The organism is Nocardioides sp. TRM66260-LWL (assembly GCF_020075545.1).
Taxonomy (GTDB): domain Bacteria; phylum Actinomycetota; class Actinomycetes; order Propionibacteriales; family Nocardioidaceae; genus Nocardioides.
Genome location: NZ_JAIQZK010000005.1, coordinates 269,634 through 293,319, shown reverse-complemented (window position 1 = coordinate 293,319; position 23,686 = coordinate 269,634). Strand labels below are relative to the sequence as shown.

General features: G+C 74.0%; 20 protein-coding genes. 7 read left to right on the top strand and 13 right to left on the bottom strand.

What is annotated here, in order from left to right; translation table 11 throughout:
* Positions 1-95 precede the first annotated feature (95 nt).
* The 4 genes from K8Z61_RS14000 to K8Z61_RS13985 all read right to left on the bottom strand — a co-directional run bounded on the left by K8Z61_RS14000 (position 96) and on the right by K8Z61_RS13985 (position 5,760).
* Positions 96-1,070 carry an AraC family transcriptional regulator gene (locus K8Z61_RS14000; RefSeq protein WP_224130497.1) on the bottom strand — a complete coding sequence of 325 codons (975 nt, stop codon included), beginning with the start codon at positions 1,068-1,070 and terminating at the stop codon, positions 96-98.
* Between the two features lie 135 nt (positions 1,071-1,205).
* A complete protein-coding gene (locus tag K8Z61_RS13995; protein ID WP_224130496.1) occupies positions 1,206-3,527 on the bottom strand; it encodes a transketolase-like TK C-terminal-containing protein in 2,322 nt (773 codons plus the stop codon).
* Entirely contained in the window at positions 3,524-4,723 is a 1,200-nt protein-coding gene (locus K8Z61_RS13990; RefSeq protein ID WP_224130495.1) for a CaiB/BaiF CoA-transferase family protein, read from the bottom strand. The genes K8Z61_RS13995 and K8Z61_RS13990 overlap by 4 nt, the downstream gene beginning before the upstream one ends.
* Entirely contained in the window at positions 4,720-5,760 is a 1,041-nt protein-coding gene (locus tag K8Z61_RS13985) for a hydroxymethylglutaryl-CoA lyase (RefSeq protein ID WP_224130494.1), read from the bottom strand. Before K8Z61_RS13985 ends, K8Z61_RS13990 begins: the two co-directional genes overlap by 4 nt.
* A 123-nt stretch (positions 5,761-5,883) precedes the next feature.
* Here K8Z61_RS13985 and K8Z61_RS13980 point away from each other — a divergent pair, with 123 nt between their 5' ends.
* Positions 5,884-6,789: an SCO6745 family protein gene (locus tag K8Z61_RS13980; protein WP_224130493.1), complete on the top strand. Its 906-nt coding sequence runs from the start codon at positions 5,884-5,886 to the stop codon at positions 6,787-6,789.
* 130 nt (positions 6,790-6,919) lie between these two features.
* On the opposite strand, the gene K8Z61_RS13975 is transcribed toward K8Z61_RS13980, so the two are convergent.
* The 5 genes from K8Z61_RS13975 to K8Z61_RS13955 all read right to left on the bottom strand — a co-directional run bounded on the left by K8Z61_RS13975 (position 6,920) and on the right by K8Z61_RS13955 (position 10,545).
* The gene (locus K8Z61_RS13975) at positions 6,920-7,939 is read right to left on the bottom strand and encodes a zinc-binding dehydrogenase (RefSeq protein ID WP_224130492.1); all 1,020 of its coding nucleotides are present in this window, start codon (positions 7,937-7,939) and stop codon (positions 6,920-6,922) included.
* Positions 7,936-8,478, bottom strand: coding sequence for a DinB family protein (locus K8Z61_RS13970; protein WP_224130491.1), 543 nt, complete (start codon positions 8,476-8,478; stop codon positions 7,936-7,938). Before K8Z61_RS13970 ends, K8Z61_RS13975 begins: the two co-directional genes overlap by 4 nt.
* A 138-nt stretch (positions 8,479-8,616) precedes the next feature.
* On the bottom strand, positions 8,617-9,060 hold the full coding sequence (locus K8Z61_RS13965) for a hypothetical protein (RefSeq protein ID WP_224130490.1): 444 nt from the start codon (positions 9,058-9,060) through the stop codon (positions 8,617-8,619).
* A gap of 10 nt (positions 9,061-9,070) precedes the next feature.
* A complete protein-coding gene (locus tag K8Z61_RS13960; protein ID WP_224130489.1) occupies positions 9,071-9,829 on the bottom strand; it encodes an SGNH/GDSL hydrolase family protein in 759 nt (252 codons plus the stop codon).
* Between the two features lie 74 nt (positions 9,830-9,903).
* Positions 9,904-10,545, bottom strand: a complete 642-nt coding sequence (locus tag K8Z61_RS13955) for a hypothetical protein (RefSeq protein WP_224130488.1) — start codon at positions 10,543-10,545, stop codon at positions 9,904-9,906.
* 175 nt (positions 10,546-10,720) lie between these two features.
* Here K8Z61_RS13955 and K8Z61_RS13950 point away from each other — a divergent pair, with 175 nt between their 5' ends.
* Genes K8Z61_RS13950 through K8Z61_RS13940 form a run of 3 tightly spaced genes read left to right on the top strand, consistent with a single transcriptional unit; the run spans position 10,721 to position 14,792 of the window.
* Positions 10,721-11,986 (top strand): threonine synthase, encoded by a 1,266-nt coding sequence (locus K8Z61_RS13950; protein WP_224130487.1) that lies wholly within the window; start codon positions 10,721-10,723, stop codon positions 11,984-11,986.
* Positions 11,983-13,518 carry an AbgT family transporter gene (locus tag K8Z61_RS13945; protein WP_224130486.1) on the top strand — a complete coding sequence of 512 codons (1,536 nt, stop codon included), beginning with the start codon at positions 11,983-11,985 and terminating at the stop codon, positions 13,516-13,518. Before K8Z61_RS13950 ends, K8Z61_RS13945 begins: the two co-directional genes overlap by 4 nt.
* Positions 13,515-14,792 (top strand): amidohydrolase, encoded by a 1,278-nt coding sequence (locus K8Z61_RS13940; RefSeq protein WP_224130485.1) that lies wholly within the window; start codon positions 13,515-13,517, stop codon positions 14,790-14,792. Before K8Z61_RS13945 ends, K8Z61_RS13940 begins: the two co-directional genes overlap by 4 nt.
* A gap of 25 nt (positions 14,793-14,817) precedes the next feature.
* On the opposite strand, the gene K8Z61_RS13935 is transcribed toward K8Z61_RS13940, so the two are convergent.
* From K8Z61_RS13935 to K8Z61_RS13925, 3 genes are read right to left on the bottom strand one after another with little or no spacing between them, the layout of a single operon-like run.
* Positions 14,818-15,219: a hypothetical protein gene (locus tag K8Z61_RS13935; RefSeq protein WP_224130484.1), complete on the bottom strand. Its 402-nt coding sequence runs from the start codon at positions 15,217-15,219 to the stop codon at positions 14,818-14,820.
* Positions 15,220-15,263: 44 nt separating this feature from the next.
* On the bottom strand, positions 15,264-16,262 hold the full coding sequence (locus K8Z61_RS13930) for a hypothetical protein (RefSeq protein ID WP_224130483.1): 999 nt from the start codon (positions 16,260-16,262) through the stop codon (positions 15,264-15,266).
* Between the two features lie 12 nt (positions 16,263-16,274).
* Positions 16,275-18,845, bottom strand: coding sequence for a replicative DNA helicase (locus K8Z61_RS13925; RefSeq protein WP_374227960.1), 2,571 nt, complete (start codon positions 18,843-18,845; stop codon positions 16,275-16,277).
* Between the two features lie 651 nt (positions 18,846-19,496).
* Between K8Z61_RS13925 and K8Z61_RS13920 the strand changes: the two genes are divergently transcribed.
* Genes K8Z61_RS13920 through K8Z61_RS13910 form a run of 3 tightly spaced genes read left to right on the top strand, consistent with a single transcriptional unit; the run spans position 19,497 to position 23,118 of the window.
* Positions 19,497-20,927: an MATE family efflux transporter gene (locus K8Z61_RS13920; RefSeq protein ID WP_224130481.1), complete on the top strand. Its 1,431-nt coding sequence runs from the start codon at positions 19,497-19,499 to the stop codon at positions 20,925-20,927.
* Between the two features lie 9 nt (positions 20,928-20,936).
* A complete protein-coding gene (locus tag K8Z61_RS13915) occupies positions 20,937-21,485 on the top strand; it encodes a hypothetical protein (protein WP_224130480.1) in 549 nt (182 codons plus the stop codon).
* 55 nt (positions 21,486-21,540) lie between these two features.
* A complete protein-coding gene (locus tag K8Z61_RS13910; protein ID WP_224130479.1) occupies positions 21,541-23,118 on the top strand; it encodes a hypothetical protein in 1,578 nt (525 codons plus the stop codon).
* A gap of 111 nt (positions 23,119-23,229) precedes the next feature.
* On the opposite strand, the gene rplI is transcribed toward K8Z61_RS13910, so the two are convergent.
* Positions 23,230-23,676, bottom strand: a complete 447-nt coding sequence (gene rplI, locus K8Z61_RS13905) for a 50S ribosomal protein L9 (protein ID WP_224130478.1) — start codon at positions 23,674-23,676, stop codon at positions 23,230-23,232.
* Between the last annotated feature and the right edge of the window lie 10 nt (positions 23,677-23,686).

The following is a 23,686-nucleotide window of genomic DNA, read 5'->3' as shown; positions in this document are numbered from 1 at the left end:
CCGTCAACTGACCACCACTCCTGACTGGTGGGAAGTTCGCGGGACTCCGCGTTACAAGCGATGGCCGACCCGCAGGACCGGCCCACGCCCACGGCTCAGCGCTGCAGCGTGACGCTGGGCAGCTCGCCGAACTGGTCGCGGTACTGCTGGGAGAACCGGGACGGGTGGAAGAAGCCCCACCGCATCGCGATGTCGGTGACCCGCGTGCGCAGCGGGTCGGCCCGCAGGAGGTCGGCGCGCACCTTGCCGAGCCGGACGCGGCGCACGTAGGCCATCGGGGTCTCGCCGAGCTGCTCGGCGAACGCGGCGTGCAGGGTGCGGACGCTGACGCACGCGACCCGCGCGAGCGACTCGGGGGTCAGGTCGGCGTCGGCGTGCTCCTCGATGTGCCGCACGACCGGGCCCAGCCGGCCGAGCCGGGCGACGTCCTCCCGGCCGAGCAGGGCGTCGGAGTACTGGTGGCGTCCGGCGTGCAGCAGCGCGGTGAGCACGTACGACTCCAGCTGACGCCGCGCCAGCGGCAGGTCGCGGACGCCGTCGGGCCGCTCGAGCTCGAGCGCGAGGAACTCCACCGAGCGCACCAGCGAGCGTCCGGCCGCGGTGGTGAGGTCGAGGCCGAAGTCGAAGTCGACGACGTCGGTGACGGGCCGCCCGAGCAGGTCGGCCAGGTGCGACTCCAGCGCGCTGCGCGAGACCTTGAGGATCAGCTGCTCGGCGTCGGCGGACCAGCGCACGGTGGTGGCCTGCTCGGGGTTCAGCACGAGCCCGCGCGCCCCGGCCGGCGTGTGCTCGGTGGCGCCGTCGCGGCGCGAGCACCACGTCTCGCCGGTCATCTGCAGGTTGACGTGGTACCACTGCTCGGTGGCGGGCATCCGCAGCTCGGTCTCGGCCTGGTAGGTCAGGTAGCCGAGGGTCAGCACCTGGTCGCTGACCGCGTTGAGCCGCATGTCCATCGCCTCGGACTCCCCCACCAGCTCGTGCGGCAGGTACACCCGGGTCACGGCGTCGCGCGCCTCCTCGAGGCTGCGCGTGGCCATGACCTGGTCGGCGGCGAGGTACTCACGGTGCATCCGGCCCTCCGGCGGCGATGACGAGTGGCGACCGTCACAGCCGCCCGCTCCCAGCCTACGGCGGGCCGGGCGATGCCCCATCGTCCGATCAGGCGATCGGGCCATGGCGGCGCGGAGTGAGCGGAGTCGGAGGAGTCAGCGGCCCAGCAGGTCGAGCGCGGCCCCGACGATCGAGCCGGCGTCGATGCCGTGCAGCGCGTAGGCGTCGGCGAGATCGGAGGACTGGCCGAACTCGGTGACGCCCAGGCACCGGATGCGGTCGCCGCGGGCTCCGGCGAGGAAGGCCAGCGTGTGCGGGTGACAGTCCTGCACCGTGACGATCGGGCTGCGGTGGTGCGGCGGCAGGAGCAGGTCGAGCACCCCCGAGCTGTCGCCGGCGGTGCGGGACCCGCGCTGCTGGAAGGACTCGAAGACCAGGTCGGGGCTGGTCAGGCAGACGACGCCGGCCGTGACGCCCTGGGCGGCCAGGCGCGCGGCGGCGTCCAGCACCTCGGGCATGACCGCCCCGACGCCGACGAGCGTCACCTGCTCGTCCTCGACGGGGTGGTCGGCCAGCCGGTAGCCGCCGCTGACGGCCTGTCGCCGGCGCCGCTCGCGCAGCACCGGGTCGTCGGGCACCCGCGCCAGCGCGGGATCGACGGGCCGCGTGGTGAGCCGGAGGTACGCCGAGCGGCCGCCCGGCACCCCGACCTGCGACATCGCGTGCAGGAAGCACCACTCGAGGTCCTGCGCGAAGGCGGGCTCCCAGGCGGTGCAGCCGGGCTGCTCCAGCCCGATCGACGGGGTGGTGATCGACTGGTGCGCCCCGCCCTCCGGGGCCAGGGTGACGCCGGACGGCGTGCCGACCAGGATCGACTGGCCGCCCGCGTACAGGCCGAACGACCACGGCTCGAGGGCCCGGTTGACGAAGGGGTCGTACATCGTGGCGATGGGGATGAGCCGCTCGCCCCAGCGCGACCAGGTGGCGCCCAGCTCGCCGATCAGGCCGACCAGGTTGACCTCGGCGATGCCGAGCTCGATGTGCTGGCCCTGCTGGGTCTCCTGCCAGCGCAGCACCCGCTGGGCGTCGTCGGCGAACCAGTCGGCCCGCTCGCCGACCGACCACACGCCGGTCTTGTTGATCCAGCCGCCGAGGTTGGTGGAGGAGGCGACGTCGGGGCTGCAGGTGACGACCCGCGCGGCGACGTCGGGGGCGTCGCGCACCAGGTCGGCCAGCAGGCGGCCGAGCGCGGCCTGGGTGGAGATCTCCTTGCGGTACGGGTGCCCGAGCTCGACGGGCACGCTCAGCGCGGCAGGCGCGCCGACCGTCGGCCGCGCCAGGTCGCGGCCCCGGCGGGCGGCGAGCCGGGCGGCGGCGGAGTCGGCCGGCAGCGGGGCCCACGGATCGGCGAGGTCGGCGCCCACGGCGTCCGCGAGCGCCTGCATCTGGGCCTCGGTGAGCAGGGCGGAGTGGTTGTTCGGGTGGCCCTCGATGGGCAGCCCGCGACCCTTGACGGTGTAGGCGAACACGACGGTCGGACGGTGGTCCTCCACCGCGTCGAAGGTGTCGAGCAGCAGCCCGAGGTCGTGGCCGCCGAGGTCGCGGACGGCGGCGGCGAGGTGCGGGCCGGGCACCGAGGACACCAGCTCCCGCAGCTCGGGCGCCACCGGCCCCTCGCCGAGGACGCGCTCGAAGACCTCCGAGGCGTCCACGCGCAGCATCCGCTGGTACTCCTCGTTCGGCATCGCCTCGAGCCGCGCCCGCAGCAGGTCGCCGCCGGGCCGCTCGAAGAGCTCGCCGATCAGCCGCCCCCACTTGAGCACCACGACCTGCCAGCCGGCCGCCTCGAACATCGCCTGCAGCCGCTCGATCTGGATGTCGGGGACGACGCGGTCGAGCGACTGGCGGTTCATGTCGACGACCCACAGCAGCTCGCCGAGACCCGCCACCTGCGGGTCGGCCACGGCCTCCCAGATCGCGCCCTCGTCGAGCTCGGCGTCGCCGAGCAGGCTGATGAACCGGCCTGCCGGCGGGGCGGCGGGCACCTGCGAGCGCAGGTAGCGGTGGGCCATGGCCGCCCACAGGGTGGCGGTGGCGCCGATGCCGACCGAGCCGGTGGAGAAGTCGACCGGGTCGGGGTCCTTCTGCCGCGAGGGGTAGGACTGCAGCCCGCCCCGCTCGCGCAGCGTCGGCAGGTAGGACGCGTCGAGCAGGCCGAGCAGGTGGTTGACGGCGTGCAGCACCGGCGAGGCGTGCGGCTTCACCGAGACCCGGTCGAGCGCGGTGAGCTCGTGGAACCACAGCGCCACCATCACGTCGACCATCGACGCCGACGACGCCTGGTGGCCGCCGACCTTGACGCCCGAGGCGTTCGGACGCCCGCGGTTGGCGGCGTCGACGATCGCGGTCGCGAGCCACAGCGTCCGCTGCGAGAGCGCGCGGAGCACCTCGAGATCGGGCTCGGGACGCGGGCTCACCGGTCGTCCTCGGCGAGCAGCGCGGCCAGCCAGTCGTTGTCGGCGCCCAGGTCGGGACCCAGGTGCGCGACCGGCAGCGAGGTCTCGCCGAGCAGCGGCACGACGCCGGGGAACGCGACGGCCCGCGGCCGGCCGTCGATCTCGACGGGCAGCTCCTGCACCATCCGGCGGGCGAGGTACTGCGGGTCCTCGACGATGTCGGCGGCCCGGTAGATCGGACCGGCCGGCACCGACGCGTCGTCCAGCGCCGCCAGCACCTCGGCCCGCGGCCGGACCGACGTCCAGGCCTCGATCGCCGCGTCGAGCTCGTCGCGGCGCGCCCAGCGGCCGGCGTTGCCGGCGAGGTCGGGGTCGTCGGCGAGGTCGTCGCGGCCGAGGGTGCGCATCAGCCGGACGAAGATCGAGTCGCCGTTGCCGGCGATCACCACCGAGCCCTCCGCGCAGGCGTAGGCGTTGGACGGCGCGATGCCCTCCATCCGACCGCCGGTGCGGCGGCGGGTGACCTGGAAGGCGGAGTAGTCGGGGATCAGCGACTCCATCATCGAGAACACCGCCTCGTGCAGCGCCACGTCGACGCCCCGCTCGACCGGGGTCACCGGCGCGGCGTCCGCGGCCCGCCGCCGCTCGCGGTCCAGCAGCGACATGACGACGCCGAAGGCCGCGTACAGCCCGGCGATCGAGTCGCCGATCGAGACCCCGACGCGCGCGGGCGGACGATCGGGGTCGCCGACCAGCTCGCGCATGCCGCCGAAGCCCTCGGCCACGGCCGCGAAGCCCGGGCGCTGGCTCATCGGCCCGGTCTGCCCGAACGCCGAGACCCGCGCGACGACCAGCTCGGGGTTGGCCTCGGCGAGCACGTCGGTCGTCAGCCCCCAGCGGTCGAGGGTGCCGGGACGGAAGTTCTCGATCAGGGCGTCGGAGCGGCGCAGCAGCGCCAGCACGGCGTCGCGTCCCTCGTCGGTGCGCAGGTCGAGCTCGACGGAGCGCTTCGAGCGGTTGATCGTCCGGTACAGCAGGGAGGTGTCGCCGCCGTAGAGGCGCCAGGTGCGCAGCTCGTCGCCGGTGCGGGGCCGCTCGATCTTGACGACCTCCGCGCCGAAGTCGGCCAGCAGGCGGCCGGCCGTCGGGGCGGCGATGTAGTTGCCGAGCTCGACGACGCGCAGGCCGGTGAGCGGCCGCAGCGGATCGGTGGTCATGCGGCGTCCCCGGGGTCGCCTGCGTCCCCGTCGGGCTCGCCGCGGTCGGGGGTCGGCACGGCTACGCCGGGACGGTCGCCGGCGCGGCCGAGCAGGGCCTGCACCGGGCTCCCGAGCTCCGTGGAGAGCCAGGCGGCGGTGTCGATCAGACCGGAGAGGTCGTCGACGTCGTCGAGGTCGGAGACCCGCACGCCGCCGCGCCGCAGCAGGTGGACGAGGTCCTCGGTGCCGATGTTGCCCGTCGCGGCCGGGGCGAACGGGCATCCGCCGAAGCCGCCGACGGAGGAGTCCAGCGCGACGCGTCCGCCGTAGGCCGCGAGGTCGAGCCGGGTCGCGGCCCAGGCGTTGGCGTAGCCGGTGTTGCGGGTGTTGTGGAAGTGGAAGCGCAGGTGCGGCAGCGTCGCGCCGCGGGCGGCCTCGGGGACGAGGGAGGCGAGCGCCTCGACCTGCGGCGGCACCCCGACCCCGATGGTGTCGGCGAAGGCGAGCTCGTCGACGCCCATCGCCAGCACGCGCTCGACGACGGGCGCGACCTGCTCGGGGTGCACGTCGCCGTCGAAGGGGCAGCCGAAGGAGACCGGCAGGGTCACCGAGACCCGGCGGCCGGCGTCCCGCGCCACCGACACGACGTCGGCGGCCTGGTCGAGCAGCGCCTCGACGCTCGCGCCCTGGTTGCGGGTGGCGAAGCCGTCGGTGACCGGCACGACCATGTTGAGCTCCTGGACGCGGGTGGCCACCGCGCGCTCGGCGCCGCGCCGGTTGAGCACGAGCCCGATCAGCGTGACGTCCGGACCGTCCTCCCAGGCGGGCAGCAGATCGAGCACCCGCTCGGGCTCGGCCATCTGCGGCACGAGGTCGGGACGCACGAAGCTGACCGCCTCGAGGCGACGGACGCCGGCGTCGACGAGCCGCTCGATCAACCGGGCGCGCACCTCGACCGGCAGCGTCCGGGACTCGTTCTGCAGCCCGTCGCGCGGGCCGACCTCGACGAGGTCGACGATCAGGCTCGCGGGGACGTCGGGAGACTCGTGTGCCACGGTCCCGAGCCTGCCGGGCACGTCAAGAGGCAGGTAGCCGGGGGGCGCAGGGTCCTGGCCGCTCGCCGCAGACTCCGGTCGTCGCCCTGGTGACGCGCGCCACACCGCGGGCACCATCGCCGCATGGACTACTCCGAGGCACAGGCGGCGTTCTTCGCGCCGCGCGAGGGCACGACGCGGACGATCGGCTGGCGCAGCCCCGCCCGCGATCTGCGGGACGCGATCGAGCCGATCGCGACGATCTCCTTCTGGGCCGAGCCCGCGTACGACGCCTACGCGGCCCTCGGCCTGGACTTCCTCCAGGGCTACGTACACAGCCGCAGCCGCGGCCTGGGCGACGTCGAGCCCGCCGTCGCGGCCGCCGCGTTCGGCGTCTTCGAGCCGGGCCTGATCGCCGGCGTGCTGGCCGAGGCCCGCGGGGTGGCGTCCGTGGCCGCCGTGCGGGCCGCCGCCGAGGAGGGGGCGATCGCGTCCCTGCGGGCCGCCCTGCCCCGCGTCGACGAGGCCGAGGTGGCGCGCGTGGCCGCGGTGCTGCGGCGCGGGGCCGACGCCGCTCCGACGACCGGCCGCGCGCTCCACGCCGGCCTGGCGTCGCTGGCGTACCCCGACGACCCGTTCGGCGTCCTGTGGCACGCCGCCACGCTGCTGCGCGAGCACCGCGGCGACGGCCACCTCGCCGCGCTGGTCGCGGCCGGCGTCGACGGGGTGGCGGCCAACCTGCTCACCGAGCTGTGGGTCGGGTGGGACCCCTTCACCTACTCCGCCTCCCGGGCCTGGGCGCCGGAGACGCTCGAGGCGGCGGCCACCGACCTCACCGGCCGCGGCTGGCTGGCCGACGGCCGGCTCACCGACGCCGGCCTCGCCGTCCGCGAGGACCTCGAGGCGGCCACCGACCGCTCCGTCGCGCTCGCCGTCGCCGCGCTCGCCGACGACCTCGGGACGATCCTCGAGCCGCTGCACGCGTGGGGCGAGGCCGTCACCGCCCGCGGCTGGTTCCCGCCCGACCCGTACAAGCGGGCCGCGGGCTGAGGGGGCCTTCCGGGCCGGCGCGTCGTCGGTTTCCCCGGGCGCCCGGGGAGACCGACACTCCGTGACGCGCACAGCACCGTCGAGCAGCCTGCGAGGTGCCGTACGCGTCACGGAGGGGATTGACCCGGCGTCAGGGCTCGACGATCACCTTGATCGCGCCGTCGCTCTTCGAGGAGGCGACGCGGAACGCCTCGGCCACGTCGTCGAGGGAGAACCGGTGGGTCACCATCGGCTCGAGGTCGAGCCGTCCTGTGCGCACCAGCTCCAGCGCCCGCTCGTACTGGCCCCGGCCGCCGTTGCCGCCGACGCCGAAGACGGTGAGCGTCTTGGCCATGATCGGGATCACCGGCAGCGGCGGCAGGTCGTTGGCCCAGCCGATGTGCGCGACCTTGCCCTCCTTGCGCACCAGGTCGAGCACCATCGCCGAGGACGCCGGGAACCCGGAGGTCTCGATGACGACGTCGGCGCCGACGCCGTCGGTGAGCTCAAGGATCCGCTCGCGGGCGTCCACCTGGGTCACGTCGAGGCAGTCGGACGCCCCGTAGGCCCGCGACACCGCGAAGGGCGCCTCGCGAGCGTCGGTGACGATCAGCCGGCCCGCGCCGGACAGCGCGCACAGGCGGGTCAGCGCCAGCCCGATCGGCCCCTGGCCGAGCACGACGACGGTCTCGCCGAGCAGGATCCGCAGCCGGTCGACGGTGTTGAGGCCCACCGCGATCGGCTCGAGCAGGGACGCCTGCCAGGCCTCGACGCCGTCGGGCCGCGGGATCAGGTTCACGACCGGCACGGCGATGCGCTCGGTGAGGCAGCCGTCGGACCACAGCCCGATGAGCTTCTTGCGCTTGCAGTCGAACGGCTTGTCCTGCGCGCACTCCAGGCAGTCGCCGCAGGGCAGGGACGGCTTGACCGCCACGGCCTGGCCCACCCAGGCGGGATCGGCGCCCTCGCCGACGCTCTCGACGCGTCCGGAGAAGTCGTGGCCGGGCACCCGCGGGAACGGGGTGTCGATGCGGCCGTCGTACTGGTGGGCGTCGGTGCCGCACAGCGACGCCGACTCGACCGTCACCACCGCCCAGCCGGGACGGGCCTCGGGCTCGGGCCGCTCCTGCAGCTCGACCTGCTCGAGACCGACGAGCACCGCGGCCCTCACGCGTCGGCCCCGGAGTCGGCGCTGCCGTCGATCGCGTCGCCCGCGCCGACCGCGAGCAGCTCGCGGTCGCGCATGATCTCGAAGGCCTGCTCCGCGTGCCCGGCGGCGTGCCCGATGATCAGCGGCGACCACTCCTCGATCGTCATCGTCCCCAGGTCGGGGATGGTGACGGTGCGGGCCAGCACGTCCGGGCCGGCCGAGCCGCCGGCGGTGGCGAGCGTGCGGCGGGTGCTGGCGACCTGCCGGCGCGCGAGCTCGATCGTCGACTGCGGGTAGCCGACCAGGTCGTGGCCGACCTCCTCGCGGAAGACGAAGTCGAGCTCGGGGTCGTTCTCGAGGCGCTTGAGGTCGCCGAGCCACAGGATCGCGCACATCGAGATGTGCGAGACCACCTGGGCGATCGTCCAGCCGCCGTCGCGGTGGGCGCGGTGCAGGTCGCCGTCGCCCAGCGTCGCCAGCGCCGCGTCGAGCCGCTCGAGTGCGGCGTCGGCCTCCGTCAGCGCCGTGGCGATCGCCTCGGGCACGTGCTGCTCGCTCATCTGACCTCTCCTCGGATCCGTCCGTTCGCGCGCGGATGCGCGCGAGGAGAGCGTGACGCCGCTCACCTCCGCGCCGATATCCGACGGCTGCGGGTGGGTGTCCGCTGCGCGCGAGCGCGGGTCGCCGGACGTGTGCCGTCAGCGGCCCAGCAGGTCGAGGCCGCCGACGTCGAGCCACCGCACCGGCAGCAGCAGGCAGGCCAGGATGACGAGCGGGACGAGACCGCTGATCACGCTCATCACCATCCCGACGCCGACACCCCCGACCCCGGCGACGAGCCCACCGCAGACGCACGCGCCGACCATCGCGCCGAGCCCGCACACCCAGCCGGTCAGCGAGCGCTGACCGACGGTGAACAGCCGCATCGGCGCGCCGATCCGGGCCAGGCCGGCCTCCGTCAGCGCCGCCAGCAGGCCGGCCACCAGCGAGATGACGACGACCGCCGGGCTGAGGTCGAGCGCGACGTCCGTCCACCGCTCGCCCTCGACGTGCAGGATCCAGGCGGCGGAGAGCAGCACCGGGACGCACACGAGGGCGACGACGAGCGTCGCCTGCACGGCGACCCGACGCGTCCGGCCCACGGCGTCGAGGCTAGCGGGAGCGCCCCGCGTCGCGGTGTGCGAGCAGCCGCTCGACGAGGGGCAGCAGGCCGAGGGCGATCCGCTGGTGGCCGACCGCGTTGGGGTGGAACCGGTCGAGCAGGTAGTCGTCGACCGGCTCGAGGAACGACCGCGACGACAGCGAGACCTGGCCGGGGATGCGCCGGGCGGCCCGCTCGTAGGCGTCGATGCCGCGGCGCGCCGCGCGGAAGGACGGATGCGCGGCGTGCCCGGTGTGGAGCAGCACGACGACGGCGTCGGGGGAGTCGCGGCGGACCAGCGCCAGCAGCGACTCCAGGGCCGCCACGTACTCCGCCGAGCTCATCAGGACCCGGCTGCCGGTCAGTCCGCGCAGCAGCCGCTGGAGTCGCCAGCGGACGCCGGACTCCACCTGCTCGAGCAGCCGTCGACGTCGTCGGGCGGAGTGGAACGGACGCGGGTCCATCCAGCCCAGCGGCCGCCAGCGGCGCGGCAGCCGGTCGCGGACCCACGGGTGCAGGCGGGGCATCGGCTCGGCGCCACCGCAGGCGACGATCATCAGGTCGACGGCGCGCGGGTGCGCGCGGTACCGGCTCAGGTAGTGCGAAGCGGTGAACCCGGTGTGGCTGTAGTCGATCAGCTCGGCGCCGAGCAGCTCGCCGAGCATCTGCGGCCAGCGCGCCGGTCCGACGCCCAGGCCCTCCACGATGGAGGCGCCGAAGACGCCGAGGCGCAGCGGCTCGGCGCGCGGGACGACGGGCGCGATCTCCACGGGCGGCTCGGACGCCCGGGCCGGGGGCGGGGGCGGCCACGCGGCGGTCGGACGCCGGGGGCTCGACGGCACGGTCAGCCGACCGTCGCCATCAGGTAGCCGTCGGTGCCGGGGTCGAAGTACAGGGTGACCGACCGGCTCAGCGTCGTCGACTTCCCGTTCTTCAGGTACGTGCCGGTGATCAGGATGAGGGCCGGGAAGTTGTTGTCGACGGTGGTGTCGCCTCCTGTGGCGCCGTCGAAGACGGTCCGCAGGGTGGTCGACGACGCCGGGTCGGTGCGCTTGAACACGTACGGGTTCTGGAGCGACCCGACGCCCGCGGGGCTGATCGCCCAGCCGGCGTAGTCGGTGGAGCTCAGCCACGTGGTCGTCTTGCGCGTCACCGCCTTCGGGGCCGACGCGAGCCGGATGAGGTCGGTGAACTTGAACGTGCAGGTCAGGTCGGTCAGCGTCGCACCGAGAACGGTCACCGTGAAGCCGAAGTACACGCCCGAGTGATCGAGGCTCGTCGTGGCGGCGGTGCTGCCCTTGCCGTAGAGGGGCCCGCGGAAGCTGTTGGGGTCCCACGCCACCTCGAGCGTCGGGGCTCCGCTCGCGGCGAACGCCGGTGCGGCGGCCAGGGTCGTGATCGCCGGCGCGGTCCAGGCGGCGGTCCGCAGGACCGCGCGCCGCGACGTCGGCGCGGAGGAGGGCTCGGGGCGGGTGGGCTCGTTCATGGTGGGTCCGGTTCTGTCGGGGAGGGGCAGGCCGCCCGCAGGCTAGATCGTCGGCGGCGGCCCGATGCTGAGATCCCGCGCCGATGGACACGCGAGATCCGTCACGTGCGGGGGACGCCCGGAGCCTCCTCCCCGGGGTGCCGCGGCGAAGCCGCGCCGGTGCTAGGAACGAGGGATGCCGTTCTCGGAGCAGCCGTCCCGCCCGTCCGCCTTCTCCCACCTCAGCCACCTCGAGTGCTCGCGCGAGGGCACCCGTCACGACGCCGACGTCGTCCAGGGCACCTCGCCGGTGGGGGCGCCGCTGCTGGCGCGCTACGACCTGGAGCGGGTGGCGGCCACCGTCACGCCCGCCGAGATCGCGGGCCGGGCGCCCGACCTGTGGCGCTACCACGAGGTGCTGCCGGTGCGGGACCCCGCGCACGTCGTCACGCTCGGCGAGGGCATGACGCCGCTGCTGCCGATGCCGACGGCGGGGGCGCGGATGGGCGTCCCGCGGCTGCTGATGAAGGACGAGGGCCTGGTGCCGACCGGGGCGTTCAAGGCGCGCGGCGCGGCGGTCGGGGTGTCGCGGGCCAAGGAGCTGGGGGTGCGCGGCGTCGCGATGCCGACCAACGGCAACGCCGGCGCCGCCTGGGCCGCCTACGCCGCCCGCGCCGGCCTGGGCGCGCTGGTGGCGATGCCGGTCGACGCCCCCGAGATCACCCGGCGCGAGTGCGTCGTCGCGGGCGCCGAGCTGTTCCTGGTCGACGGGCTGATCGGGGACGCCGGCCGGCTGGTCCAGGCCGCCGTGGCCGACCGGCCGGGCTACCAGGAGACCTCGACGCTCAAGGAGCCATACCGCATCGAGGGCAAGAAGACGATGGGCTACGAGATCGCGGAGCAGCTGGGCTGGCGGTTCCCCGACGTCCTGCTCTACCCCACCGGCGGCGGGGTGGGGATCATCGCGATCCACAAGGCGATGCGCGAGCTGCAGGAGCTCGGCTGGGTCGCCGGCGAGCTGCCGCGGCTGGTGGCGGTGCAGTCCTCGGGCTGCGCGCCGATCGTGGACGCCTTCGAGCGCGGCGCGCGGGAGAGCGTCGCGCCGGCGGACCCGCGCACGGTCGCGTTCGGCATCACCGTGCCGAAGGCGCTGGGCGACTTCCTCGTGCTCGACGCGGTCTACGAGACCGGCGGCACCGCGATCGCGATCGACGACGCCGAGCTGCTCGCCGCCGAGCACACGCTGGCCCGCGAGGAGGGCACGTGGATCTGCCCCGAGGGCGCCGCCTGCTTCGCCGCCGTCGGGCGGCTGCGCGAGTCCGGCTGGCTGCGCGGCGACGAGGAGGTCGTCGTCCTCAACACCGGCAGCGGCCTGATCTACCCCGACACCGTCACCGCCGACGTCCCGACGCTGGCCAAGGACGGCGTCATCCCGGCGCCCGCGACGGGCGGCCCCCGATGAGCGCGACCGTCACGGGCCCGCGTCCGCCCGGACGGGTCTTCGCCGCGATCGAGCGGGTCGGACGCCTCGTCCCGCACCCCTTCTACCTGTTCTGGTACCTCCTGCTGGCCACCGGCGTCCTCTCGGCCGTGCTCGCCGCCGAGGGCGCCACCGCGCAGCTGCCCGGGGCCGAGAGGCCTACCGAGGTGCGCAACATCCTCTCCGTCACCGGGCTGCAGCACCTCGTGACGACGCTCGTCCCGAACTTCATCGGGTTCCCGCCGCTCGGGGTCGTGCTCGTGGTGCTGCTCGGCGTCGGCGTCGCGGAGCGCACGGGCCTGCTGCGCACCGCCGTGGCGGCCTCGCTCTCGCGGGTGCCGCGACGCTGGATGCCGCTGGCGGTCTGCTTCGTCGCGGGCCAGGGCCACGTCATGGGCGACGCCGGCTTCATCGTCCTGCCCCCGCTGGCGGCCCTGGCCTTCCGCGCGGTCGGACGCCACCCGGTGGCCGGCATGCTCGGCGCCTTCGCGGGGCTCTCGGCCGGCTACGGCTCGGGGCTGCTGATCGGCGCGCTCGACGCGAACCTCTCGGCGCTGACGACGGCCGCCGTGCCGTCGGGCACCGAGGCAAGCACGTCGGTGCTGATGAACTACTGGTTCCAGGCCGCCGCCGGCCTCGTGCTGCCGATCGTCGTCGCCGCCGTGCTGGTGCGGTGGGTCGAGCCGACCCTGAGACCGTACGACCCCACTGCGGCCGACGGCTCCGAGCACAAGCACGACGACCTCGCCACCGTCACCGACCAGCAGCGGCGCGCCCTGCGCCTCGGCGGCCTGGCCCTGCTCGCCTACCTGGCGGCCGTGGTGGCGGCCTGGCTGGTCCCCGGCGGCCCGCTGCAGGGCGAGGACGGCGCGCTGATCGACTCGCCGTTCTTCGAGGGCATCGTCCCGCTGGTGACGATCGCCTTCCTCGTCGCCGGGCTCGCCTACGGCATCGCGGCAGGCACGATCACCCGGGCCGACGACGTGCCGCGGCTGATGGCCGAGGCGGTGATGGACATGCGGTTCTTCATCGTCGTGGCGTTCTCGGCCGGTCAGTTCATCGCCATGTTTGCGTGGAGCGGCGTGGGCGACTGGATCGCCGTCGAGGGCTCCTCGCTGCTGCGCGACGCGCACGTCGGGGGGCTGGCGGCCCTGCTGCTCGCGCTGCTGGTCACCTCGGTGCTGGCGCTGGTGATCTTCTCCGGCTCCTCGCTGTGGGCGGTGCTCTCGCCGGTGTTCGTGCCGATCTTCGTGGGGCTGGGCATCCACCCGGCCACCATCCAGGCCACCTACCGCATCGGCGACTCCATCGCGAACCCGATCTCCCCGCTGAACCCGTACCTCTACGTGCTGCAGGACGAGGCGCGTCGCTACGACCCCGACCTCGACCTCGGCCAGGTCTTCGCCCGCATGGCGCTCTTCGTGCTGCCGGTGGCCCTGTTCTGGGTGATCATCCTGATCGCGTTCTACCTGCTGGGCGTCCCGACCGGGCCGGGCGCCCCGGTGCGGCTGTGAGCACCCCGCCGACCGCCGGCGGCCTCTCGACGGCCGCCGCCTGGCGTCGCGACCTGCACGCGCACCCCGAGGTCGGGTTCACCGAGCTCCGCACCGCCAGCCGCATCGCCGGGCACCTCACCGACCTCGGCTGGCGGGTGATCGCCGGGCCCGACGCCATGCCGCCCGACCAGCGCCTCGGCGTCCCGAGCGACGCCGAGCTCGATGCCGCCTTCCACCGCGCCGAGGCCGGCGGCGGCGACCCGCGGTTTCTTCCGCTCGTGCGCGGGGGTCACACCGCCGTCGTGGCCACCCTGGGCACGGGCTCCCCGCACGTCGCGCTGCGCGCCGACATCGACGCCCTGCCGATCGCCGAGACCGACGACCCCGCGCACCCGCCGGTGGCGGGCGGGTTCGCGTCCCGTCACCCGGGCGTCATGCACGCCTGCGGGCACGACGGCCACGTCGGCATCGCGATCGAGCTGGCTGAGCGGCTCACCGCCGACCCGCCGCCGGGCCGCGTCACGCTGGTGTTCCAGCCGGCCGAGGAGGGCGGACGCGGCGGTGCCGCCGTGGCGGCGTCCGGGCTGCTCGACGACGTCGAGCTGCTCGTCGCGCTGCACCTGGGGCTCGACCTGCCCACCGGCGTCGTCCAGCCGTCGAACGACGCGCTGCTGGCCAACTCCAAGCTCCGAGCGACCTTCCGCGGCCGCGCAGCCCACGCCTCCCTGGATCCGCAGGACGGCCGCAACGCCCTCCTCGGCGCAGCGTCCGCGACCCTCGCCCTGCAGGGCATGACGCGGGTGGCCGGGCACGCCACCCGGGTGTCGGTAGGCCGGATCAGCGGCGGCACCTCGAGCAACATCGTCCCCGACACCGCCGAGATGCTGCTGGAGGTGCGGGCCGACGACGGCGACGTCAACGCCGACCTCGAGGCCCGGGCGCGCGCCATGCTCGCGGGCGCCGCGCAGATGCACGGCCTGGAGGTCGACGTCGAGCTGATCGGCGCGGTCACCACCGCCACCGCCGATCCCGCCGCCGTGGCCGCGGTCGCCGAAGCCGCCCGCGCCGTCGCACTCGACGTCGTCGACGCGGCCGCCGGCTCGTCCGTGGCCAGCGACGACGGCACCGCCCTCATGCGCCGGGTGCAGGCCCACGGCGGCCTGGCCACCTACATCGGCCTCGGCTCGACGCTCCCCTCGGGGCACCACACCCGCGCCTTCGACCTCGACGAGGCGGCCCTGCCGCTCGGCGTCGACCTGCTCGAGCGGCTGGTGCGGACGTTCACCGCCTGACGGCAGCGACGAGCCGGCGGGCGGTTCAGATGTCGTCGAGGACGCCGGGCAGGCCGACGAGGTCGAACAGCTCGGTCAGGCCCTCCTCGACGAAGGTGTAGGGCGAATCGTCGTCATCGGTGACGAAGAAGCCTCGCAGCCGCTCGGCTTCGGGGGCGGAGCCGGTGTGCTCGAGCAGGAACGCCCGGAACACCTCGACGCCCGCGCGGACGTCCTGCTCGTCGGCGCTGGAGGCCTCGTCGTCCTCGAAGTATCTGGAGGGGGTGTAGCCGAGGAACAGCTCCGCCGTGCCGGCCGCGCCGGTGCACCACACGCCGGCGAGGTCGCTGTCGTAGACGTGGACCCGCAGCGGCAGCTGCCGCGGGTCGTCGTCCTCCAGCGTGTGCCAGCCGGTGCCGTCATGCCCGCGATCGACCGAGAGACCCATGGACCCTGCTCCTTCGACGATCAGGTGGATGAGGGGTGACAGCGTCACCCAGCGCCAGGGGCCGGCTGCGCCTCTTGGGCAGCCAGCCACGTCGCGTGCTCAGGATGCCGCGGATGCGACGCGGCGTCGCGCATCATCACCAACGCGTCCGGCCGCGTCGTGCAGATGTCCGGCTCGCCCCCGAGCAGCGCCGGTGCCAGCACGTCGAACAGACGCGCAGCCTGCACCCGGGAGTACTCCGAGTGCCGCTCACACGCCTGCACCCACAACCCGCCCTCGAACGGGCCGTCCTCGATCGACCAGAACGCCCCCGACTCCTCCAGCACCGCTCGGCCGCCGACCCGCTCGACCACGGCAGCGTTCACGTAGCTGGCCCATGAGTACCCGCGCAGGAGCGCAGGCTCCCACGACATGGTGTATGGCAACACCGCCTCGACCGAGGTCCTGCCGTCCTGCGAGTCGCAGTCGACGGAGGCATACATCGGCTCGATCGGCAGCGACGCCGTCACCCCCTTGAGGCGGCCCAGCGCCTCGGACGCGATCTGATCCATCTCCTCATCAGACCGATCGAGCGTCACCGGAGCCGACGCGAACAGCGTCGCGCAGTCATCGAAGATCAACAACGAACCCGAGCGTCGCATCTCCAAGTGCGCCAGAAGCCTCTCCTCCCCGCCACCGGAGAAGACGCTCGCGTCCGACCAGGTCTGCCCGCCCCGGACTCGATCCACGAAGACCGACCACGTCTCCTCGGTCAGGTCCGCAGACCACGCGTCCTTCCTCGTCTCGCCGATCGCCATCGGGCAGACCAGCCGACCGAAGGAGTGCTCCGAGCCCCGCCGCGGCACCGCGTGGACCTTCGCGTACGGGTCCGGTACCGCGTGCTCCAACGCCTCGCTCCACATGTTCCCGGCCAGCAACGGCATGAGCTCGACAGCAAACCGCGCGGCGACCTCGCCATGCACCACACGGTCGGGCAGCACGTCGAACCACGCACCGACACCCACCACCCGCGGTCGGATGTTCCACGTCGACTCCGACTTCATCCGGACCCGGCCTCAGTGCGCCATGTCGACGAACCGCGAGTAGTGACCCTGGAAGGCCACGGTGATGTCGCGGGTCGGGCCGTTGCGGTGCTTGGCGACGATGAGGTCGGCCTCGCCGGGGCGGGTCGACTCCTTCTCGTAGACGTCGTCGCGGTGCAGCAGGATCACCATGTCGGCGTCCTGCTCGATGCTGTTGTGCAGGCAGATGCCGTTCGCGACGAAGTTGTGCACCCCCATCACGGTCGCGTCGTAGACCGGCTCGACCCCCGCGGGCTCGATGGAGGCGATCGAGTCCCAGTAGACGTCGTTGGTGGCGAGCACCTCGAGCTCGGCGTCGCCGAGCACCTCGGCCACCCGCGCCATGCGCTGGCGGCTCGGGGCGCGCTTCCACATCGTCGAGCCCGAGAACGAGGTACCCATCGCCGCGGCGAAGGCGCGGTGGCTCATGCCCTGGTCGGCCAGCACCTCACGCACCCGGCCCCAGACCTGCTCGGGCACGGTGTCGAGGTTGGTGTTGGGCCGCACCTCACGCAGCATGGCGGCGAGCCGATCGGCCTTCTCGCCGCGCGCGCCGTGCACGCCGATGTCGTCGAGGAAGCGCAGCTGGTTCTCCGCGCCGACGACGTGCACGTGCCAGCTGTCGCGGTAGCCGCTCTTGCGGACGCGCTTGAGCCGGGTGAAGACGTTGTAGCGAGCCAGCAGCCGCGCGACGTCGTCGGCCAGCCGCCGGCTCGTCGACGCGTAGTAGACGCGGCCCAGGTGGTGCTTCTCGTCGAGGTGGACGCAGCCGTCGGTGGCCCACAGGTGCCGCACGAACAGGCCCACCTGCTCCTTCGGGAGCGCGAAGACCCAGTCGGGCACGAACTTCTCGTGGCTGCGCAGACCGAAGAGGCCGTCCTCGTCGAGCCAGGCCGCGATCGGGTTGCGGCGCCCGCGCGCCAGCCGGAACGGCGCGGGCAGCCGGAGCGTGGTGACCCGGGCGGCCTCGTACTCGTCGCGGATCGCGGTGATGCCGAAGCGACGCGCCGCCGCCTCCGCGACCGCGGTGAGGTTGGCCTCGTCGACGCTGGCGTAGCGGATCGGCTGGCGGCGCACGAACGACCCGTCGCCGAGGAGGTGCGCGAGCAGGACGATCTCGTCGGCATCGCGCGGGGTGATCTGCAGCGGCGGCGGCACGTGCCGCATGACGCCGACCCGCGAGCCCGTCGTCAGCTCGGCGAGCGGCATCCAGCCCTCGTAGGTGAGGAAGGGGTGATTGGCGGTCGCGCGCACCCGGCGACCGGACGCCAGGGTCACGTCGAAGACCTCACGCGTGCCGCTCGGGAACGCGTGCGTCAGCGTGCGGGGCACGAGCTTGAGCCGCTCGTCCAGAGCCCACACGGGGACGTCGGCGGCACCCGTCTCGAGCAGCTCGCCGAGCGTGATCTCGGCGTTGGTGTCGGCTCGGACGAGTCGGGTGTCGGCGGTCAGACAGCCGGACTCGCGCAGGTCGCTCATCATCGGACGCTTGTCGCCGCGCTGCTCGGGACCGCGGTTGAGCTGGGACAACGCGATGATCGGGATCTCGAGCTCCTTCGCCAGCAGCTTGATCTGCCGGGAGAACTCCGAGACCTCGAGCTGGCGCGACTCGACCTTCTTGCCCGAGCTCATCAGCTGCAGGTAGTCGATGACCATCAGCTTCAGGTCGTGCTTCTGCTTGAGCCGACGCGCCTTGGCGCGGATCTCCATCATCGTCATGTTCGGGCTGTCGTCAATGAACATCGGCGAGCCCGACACCTCGGCCATCTTGCGGGCGACCTTGTTCCAGTCGTCGTCGCTCATCTGGCCGTTGCGGATGTGGTTCAGCGGCACCTTCGCCTCGGCCGAGAGCAGGCGCATCGTGATCTCCGAGCGCGTCATCTCCAGGGAGAAGAACGCGCTGGTGAGGTTGTTGGCGATCGAGGCCGCGCGGCAAAAGTCTAGTGCCAAGGTCGACTTCCCCATGGCGGGGCGTGCCGCGACGATGATCATCTGACCCGAGTGCAGGCCGTTGGTGAGGTCGTCGAGGTCGTTGAAGCCCGTGGGCACGCCGTACAGGCCGGCCTCGCGGTTGCCGATCGCCTCGATCTCGTCGAGGACGGAGTCCATGATCGCGCTCAGCGGGACGTAGTCCTCCGTCGAGCGCTTGTCGGCGAGCTTGAACACCTCGGCCTGCGCGGAGTCGACGATGTCGTCGACCTCGCCCTCGCCGGCGTAGCCCATCTGGACGATGCGCGTGCCGGCGTCGACCAGCCGACGCAGCACCGCCTTCTCGCGCACGATCTCGGCGTAGTAGCCGGCGTTCGCCGCGATCGGCACGTTGGCCGAGAGCGTGTGCAGGTACGGCGCGCCGCCGATGCGCTGGAGCTCGCCGCGGCGCTGCAGCTCGGCGGCGACGGTGATCATGTCGACCGGCTCGCCGCGGCCGTAGAGCTCGACGATCGCGTCGTGGATGGCCTCGTGCGCGGGCCGGTAGTAGTCGGGCCCGCGCAGCACCTCGACGGCCTCGGCGATGGCGTCCTTGCTGATCATCATCGCGCCGAGCACCGACTGCTCGGCGGCCATGTCCTGCGGGGGCGTGCGCTCGCCGGGCCGCGGCGGCGGGGCCTCGCCGGGCGCGTAGGCCGCGGGGCCGTCGCCCCACTCGTCGAACGACGAACCGGCCGCCTGCTCCGCGATGCTCACGTTGACCCTCCGAGGTGCTGACGACGACCGACCCGACGGCCGTCCCGAGGGACGCTAGGGGTCGCCACCGACAGAACCGGGAGGCGACGCGACGAGCACGTCCACCGCCCGCAGGGACGACCGCCCGAGCCGGCGGAACGAGCACCGTAGGCAGCGCGCGGGGGCCGGGGGAAGCGGCGTGTCCACAGGCCCCTGTGGAAAACCGGGGTCACCCCGTGGACGACACGCGCCACGGTGTGCACAGCCTGGGGAGGAGCATGTGGACGACACGCCCGAGCAACCTCCCACACGGACTCTGACCTGCGACGACGTCGTACCAGGGCTGTGCACCCGAAACAGTGGACGGATTTCTCGCGACACGCCCGGGACCCGCCGGACGGTTTGTCGACAAAGGTCCCGGTCGGTGAATCCTCCACAACATACGGTCGGTTATCCACCGGCTCCGACATGGCCCGATCGGGTCATTCCCGATGGCCGTCGTCAGCCATCCGGCCCGCGGACCCCCGTCCCGCCGTGGCCTAGGGTTCCCCCGTGCCAGGTCCGGACGACGTCGCCGAGCCGGCCGCGTCCGAGCAGGCCCGGCAGTCCGGCACGCCCCCGCAGCACCCGCAGCCCGCAGGTCGCGACCTCGACCGCGCCATCGCCCGCCTGGCGCTCCCGGCGCTCGCCACGCTCGTCGCCGAGCCCCTGCTGCTCCTGGGCGACTCCGTGATCGTCGGCCACCTCGGCACCCGCGAGCTGGCGGCTCTCGGCCTCGCCGGCGCCGTCGTCCAGACCATCGTCGGGCTCTGCGTGTTCCTCGCCTACGGCACCACCGCGCAGGTCGCCCGTCTCCTCGGCGCGGGGCGCGGCCGGGACGCGCTGGCGCAGGGCGTCGACGGGCTGTGGCTCGCCGTCGCGATCGGCGTGCTGGTGACGCCGGCAACCGCCCTGCTCGCCGAGCCGCTCGTCCGCGCCCTCGGGGCCGGCGACGCGCTCGCCGCACCCGCCGCGCAGTACCTGCGCATCGCCGCGCTCGGCGTGACGCCGCTGCTCGTGCTGCTCGCCGCCAGCGGCGTGCTGCGCGGCCGGCAGGACACCCGCACGCCGCTGCTCGTCACGACCGCGATGGCCCTGGCCAACCTCGGGCTCAACGCGGTGCTCGTGCTCCCCCTGGGGCTCGGCCTGGCGGGCTCCGCGATCGGCACCGTGATCGCCCAGACCGCCGGCGCCCTGGCCCTCGCCGCGGCAGTGCTGCGACAGGCCCGATCGTCGGGCTCGCGGCTGCGGCCGGACGCCGCGGGCGTGCTCGCCGCGGCGCGGGCCGGGGTGCCGCTGGTCGTCCGCACCCTGACCCTGCGTGCCGCGCTGCTGGCCACCACCGCCGCGGTCGCCGCCGGCGCGACCGGCGCCACAGGTGCGACCGACGCCCGCGCCGTCGACCTCGCCGCCCACCAGCTCGCCCTGACCCTCTGGACCTTCACCGCCTTCGTGCTCGACGCCCTCGCCATCGCCGCCCAGGCGCTGGTCGGTCAGGCGCTCGGCGCCGGCGACCCCGACCGCGTGCGTCGCACCGTCCGGCGCCTGGTCGGCTGGTCGCTCGCGGTCGGCGTCGGCACCGGCCTCCTGCTGCTGGCGACGCCGCTGGCCGGCGGCGTCCTGACGCCCGACGCCGCCGTCCGCGCGCGCCTGGGGGACGTCCTGCTGGTCGCCGCCCTCGCGCAGCCGCTGGCCGCCTACGTCTTCCTGCTGGACGGCGTGCTGATCGGCGCCGGCGACGGCCGCTACCTCGCTCGCGCCGGGCTCGTCGTGCTCGCCGTCTACCTGCCGGCGGTGGCGGCCGCGACGAGCGGCGGACTGGTGGCGGTGTGGATCGCCTTCGCCGCGGTGCTGATGGGCGCACGGGCCGTCGTGCTGGGCCTGCGCACGCGCTCGGGCCGGTGGATGGTGCTCGGCGCCGACGGGACGTCCGCCCGCACCTAGACTCCGGGGGTGCGCCCCCTGCTGATCCTCGCCGTCGGGGTGCTGCTGGTCTGGCTGCGGCTGACGGTCGGCGGCGTCGACCTCGCGGCCGATCCGCTCGGCTGGCTGCTCGTGCTGGTCGGCCTGCAGCGTCTCCCGGGACGCGGGCGCGATCTCGCCCGCGGCTTCGCGCTGGTCGCGCTCCTCGTCTCCCTGCCCCTCGCCGTGCCCGAGGTCGCGCAGCGCCTGGCCGACGCCGACCCCTCCCTCGGCTGGGCGGTGAGCCTGCCCGGCCTGGGCGCCTTCGGCTGCCTGGCCCACCACCTCGGCATCCTCGCCCTCGGCGGGGCGGACGCCGCCGCCTTCGGCTGGTTCGCCGCCGTCCGCACCGGCGCGATCGTCCTGGCGATCCTGCCGGTGCTGGCGTTCACCACCGGCTCCGAGCTCGTGCTGGTCGCCACCGCCCTCGCCCAGGTGGGCGTGCTGCTGACCCTCGTCACGCTCCTGCTCGTGCTCGCGGAGCGGCCCTGGGCGTCCGGCCTGGATCAATCGGGCCCACGGCCCGGCACCGCTTCGTAGGCTTCTCCCGCACCGACGCCCGGCCCCGCGCCGGCTCCTCCCCTGAAGGATCGACATGCCCCTCTCCCGCCACCGTCGCCTCGCGCGCACCGCCTCCCTCGGCGTGGCCGGCCTGCTGCTGGCCGGTCTGCCGATGCTCGCCCCGCCGAGTGCCCAGGCCGCCGCCTCCTGCCTCTCCGAGGCGCCCAGCGGCGGCTTCGGCGGCCTCGGCCAGACCCGCTGCGACGACGACACCGCCCCCACCACCGACCTCGGCACCAGCAGCCCCGCGATCCTCGACGGCACCCTGAACGCCACCGGCGTCCAGATGCGCTTCACCGGCGCCTACACCGACGCCGACACCGGCACGCTCGGCTTCGAGTGCCAGCTCTACACCGGCTCCACCGCCCCCGACGCCTGGCAGGCGTGCACCAGCCCGCAGACCTACCCCGGTCTGACGCAGGGCGCCCGCTACACCTTCCGGGTGCGCGCCGTCGACCTCTCCGACCGCGCGATCGACGCGACCAGCGCCCCGGGCCTGCTCGGCACCGGCGCGGCCACCGACGTCCCCGACGTCGACGCCACGCCCGCGGCCACCACCTTCCGGGTCGCCGCCGCCGCGGCCTCCACCTGCACCAGCGAGGCGGCCGGCCCGTTCCAGACCCGGTGCGACGACGTCACGCCGCCGCAGACCGCGATCACCGCGACGTCCCCGAAGGTCAACCGCGGCTACGTGAAGGCCACCAGCGTCGACGTCTCGTTCGCCGGCTCCTACACCGACGGCGACACCGACCCGCTCGCCTACGAGTGCCAGGTGTACAGCGGCTCCACCCCGCCGGCGACGTGGCAGGCGTGCACCAGCCCGCAGCGGGTCGGCAACCTGAAGGAGGGCACCCGCTACGTCTTCCGCGCGCGGGCGATCGACGCCGCCGACAACGCGATCGACGCCACCTCGGCGCCGCCGTTCGGCGCCGGCGCGTCGGCCGACAAGGCGGACGTCGACCAGACCCCCGCCACCCAGGTCATCATCCCCGACCTCACCGCCCCGACCACGCGGATCAGCGGCCTGCCGGTCGACTTCTCCACGCCGAAGGAGCCGGTCGTCACCACCGACAGCCCGATCCTGACCCTGGACAGCAACGAGCGCGCCGTCACCTATCGGTGCACCATCGACGGCAAGGCCTACCCCTGCCGTGACGGTCGCACCCGGTTCCGCGACATCCCCCCGGGCCCGGCGGTCCTGAGGGTGACCGCGGTCGACTTCGCCGGCAACGCCGACGCCACGCCCGCGAGCGTCCGCTTCTTCGTGCCCCGCGACCTCACCGCGGCCCGCGGCTCGGGCTGGAGCACCGTCAAGGCCGTCGGCTACGTCGACGGCGACTACCTCTCCACCAAGCGGGCCGGCGCGACGCTCAAGGCGACCGCCCGCAACAACCGCGAGCTGCGGATCATCGCCCCGATCGGCCCTGGCTACGGGTCGCTGAGCGTCACCGTCGCCGGCGAGCAGTACCTGCTGAACCTCAACTTCTCCCAGGCCAACCGGCACGCCGTGTTCGTCCTGCGCGACTCCCGGGCCAAGCCGGTCAGCGGCACCGTCGTGATCCGCACGGTCGACTCCAAGCGCGTGCTCGTGGACGGCATCGTCCTGCGCTGAGGCGCCCCGTCGACACCGCGAGCGGACCCGAACGACACAGCGGCCCGGCCCCCGCGAGGGGGACCGGGCCGCTGTGCGTTCCCCCGGTCGGGGGAGCGGATGCTGCGTGCGTCAGCCCTTGACGACGTTGAGCGCCACCGTGGCGGTGACCTCGTCGTGCAGGCGGACGGTGACCTCGTGGGCACCGAGCGCCTTGATCGGGTTCTTCACCGCGATGGTGCGCTTGTCGACGGTCTCGCCGGACGCCTCGGAGAGCGCCGAGGCGATCTCGGCGACGGTGACGGCGCCGAAGAGGCGACCGCCCTCGCCGGCCCGGACCTTGACGTTGACCTGCGCGGCCTCGAGCTTGGTCTTGACCTCGCCGGCGTGGCCGAGGTCGCGGACGGCGCGGGCCGCACGGGCGGCCTTGATCGACTCGACGGTCTTCTCGCCGCCGCGGGTCCAGCGGATGCCGAGACCACGGGGGACGAGGTAGTTGCGGCCGTAGCCGTCCTTCACCTCGACGACGTCGCCGGGGCCACCGAGGCCGGTGACCTCCTGGGTCAGGATGAGCTTCATCTCCTCGACT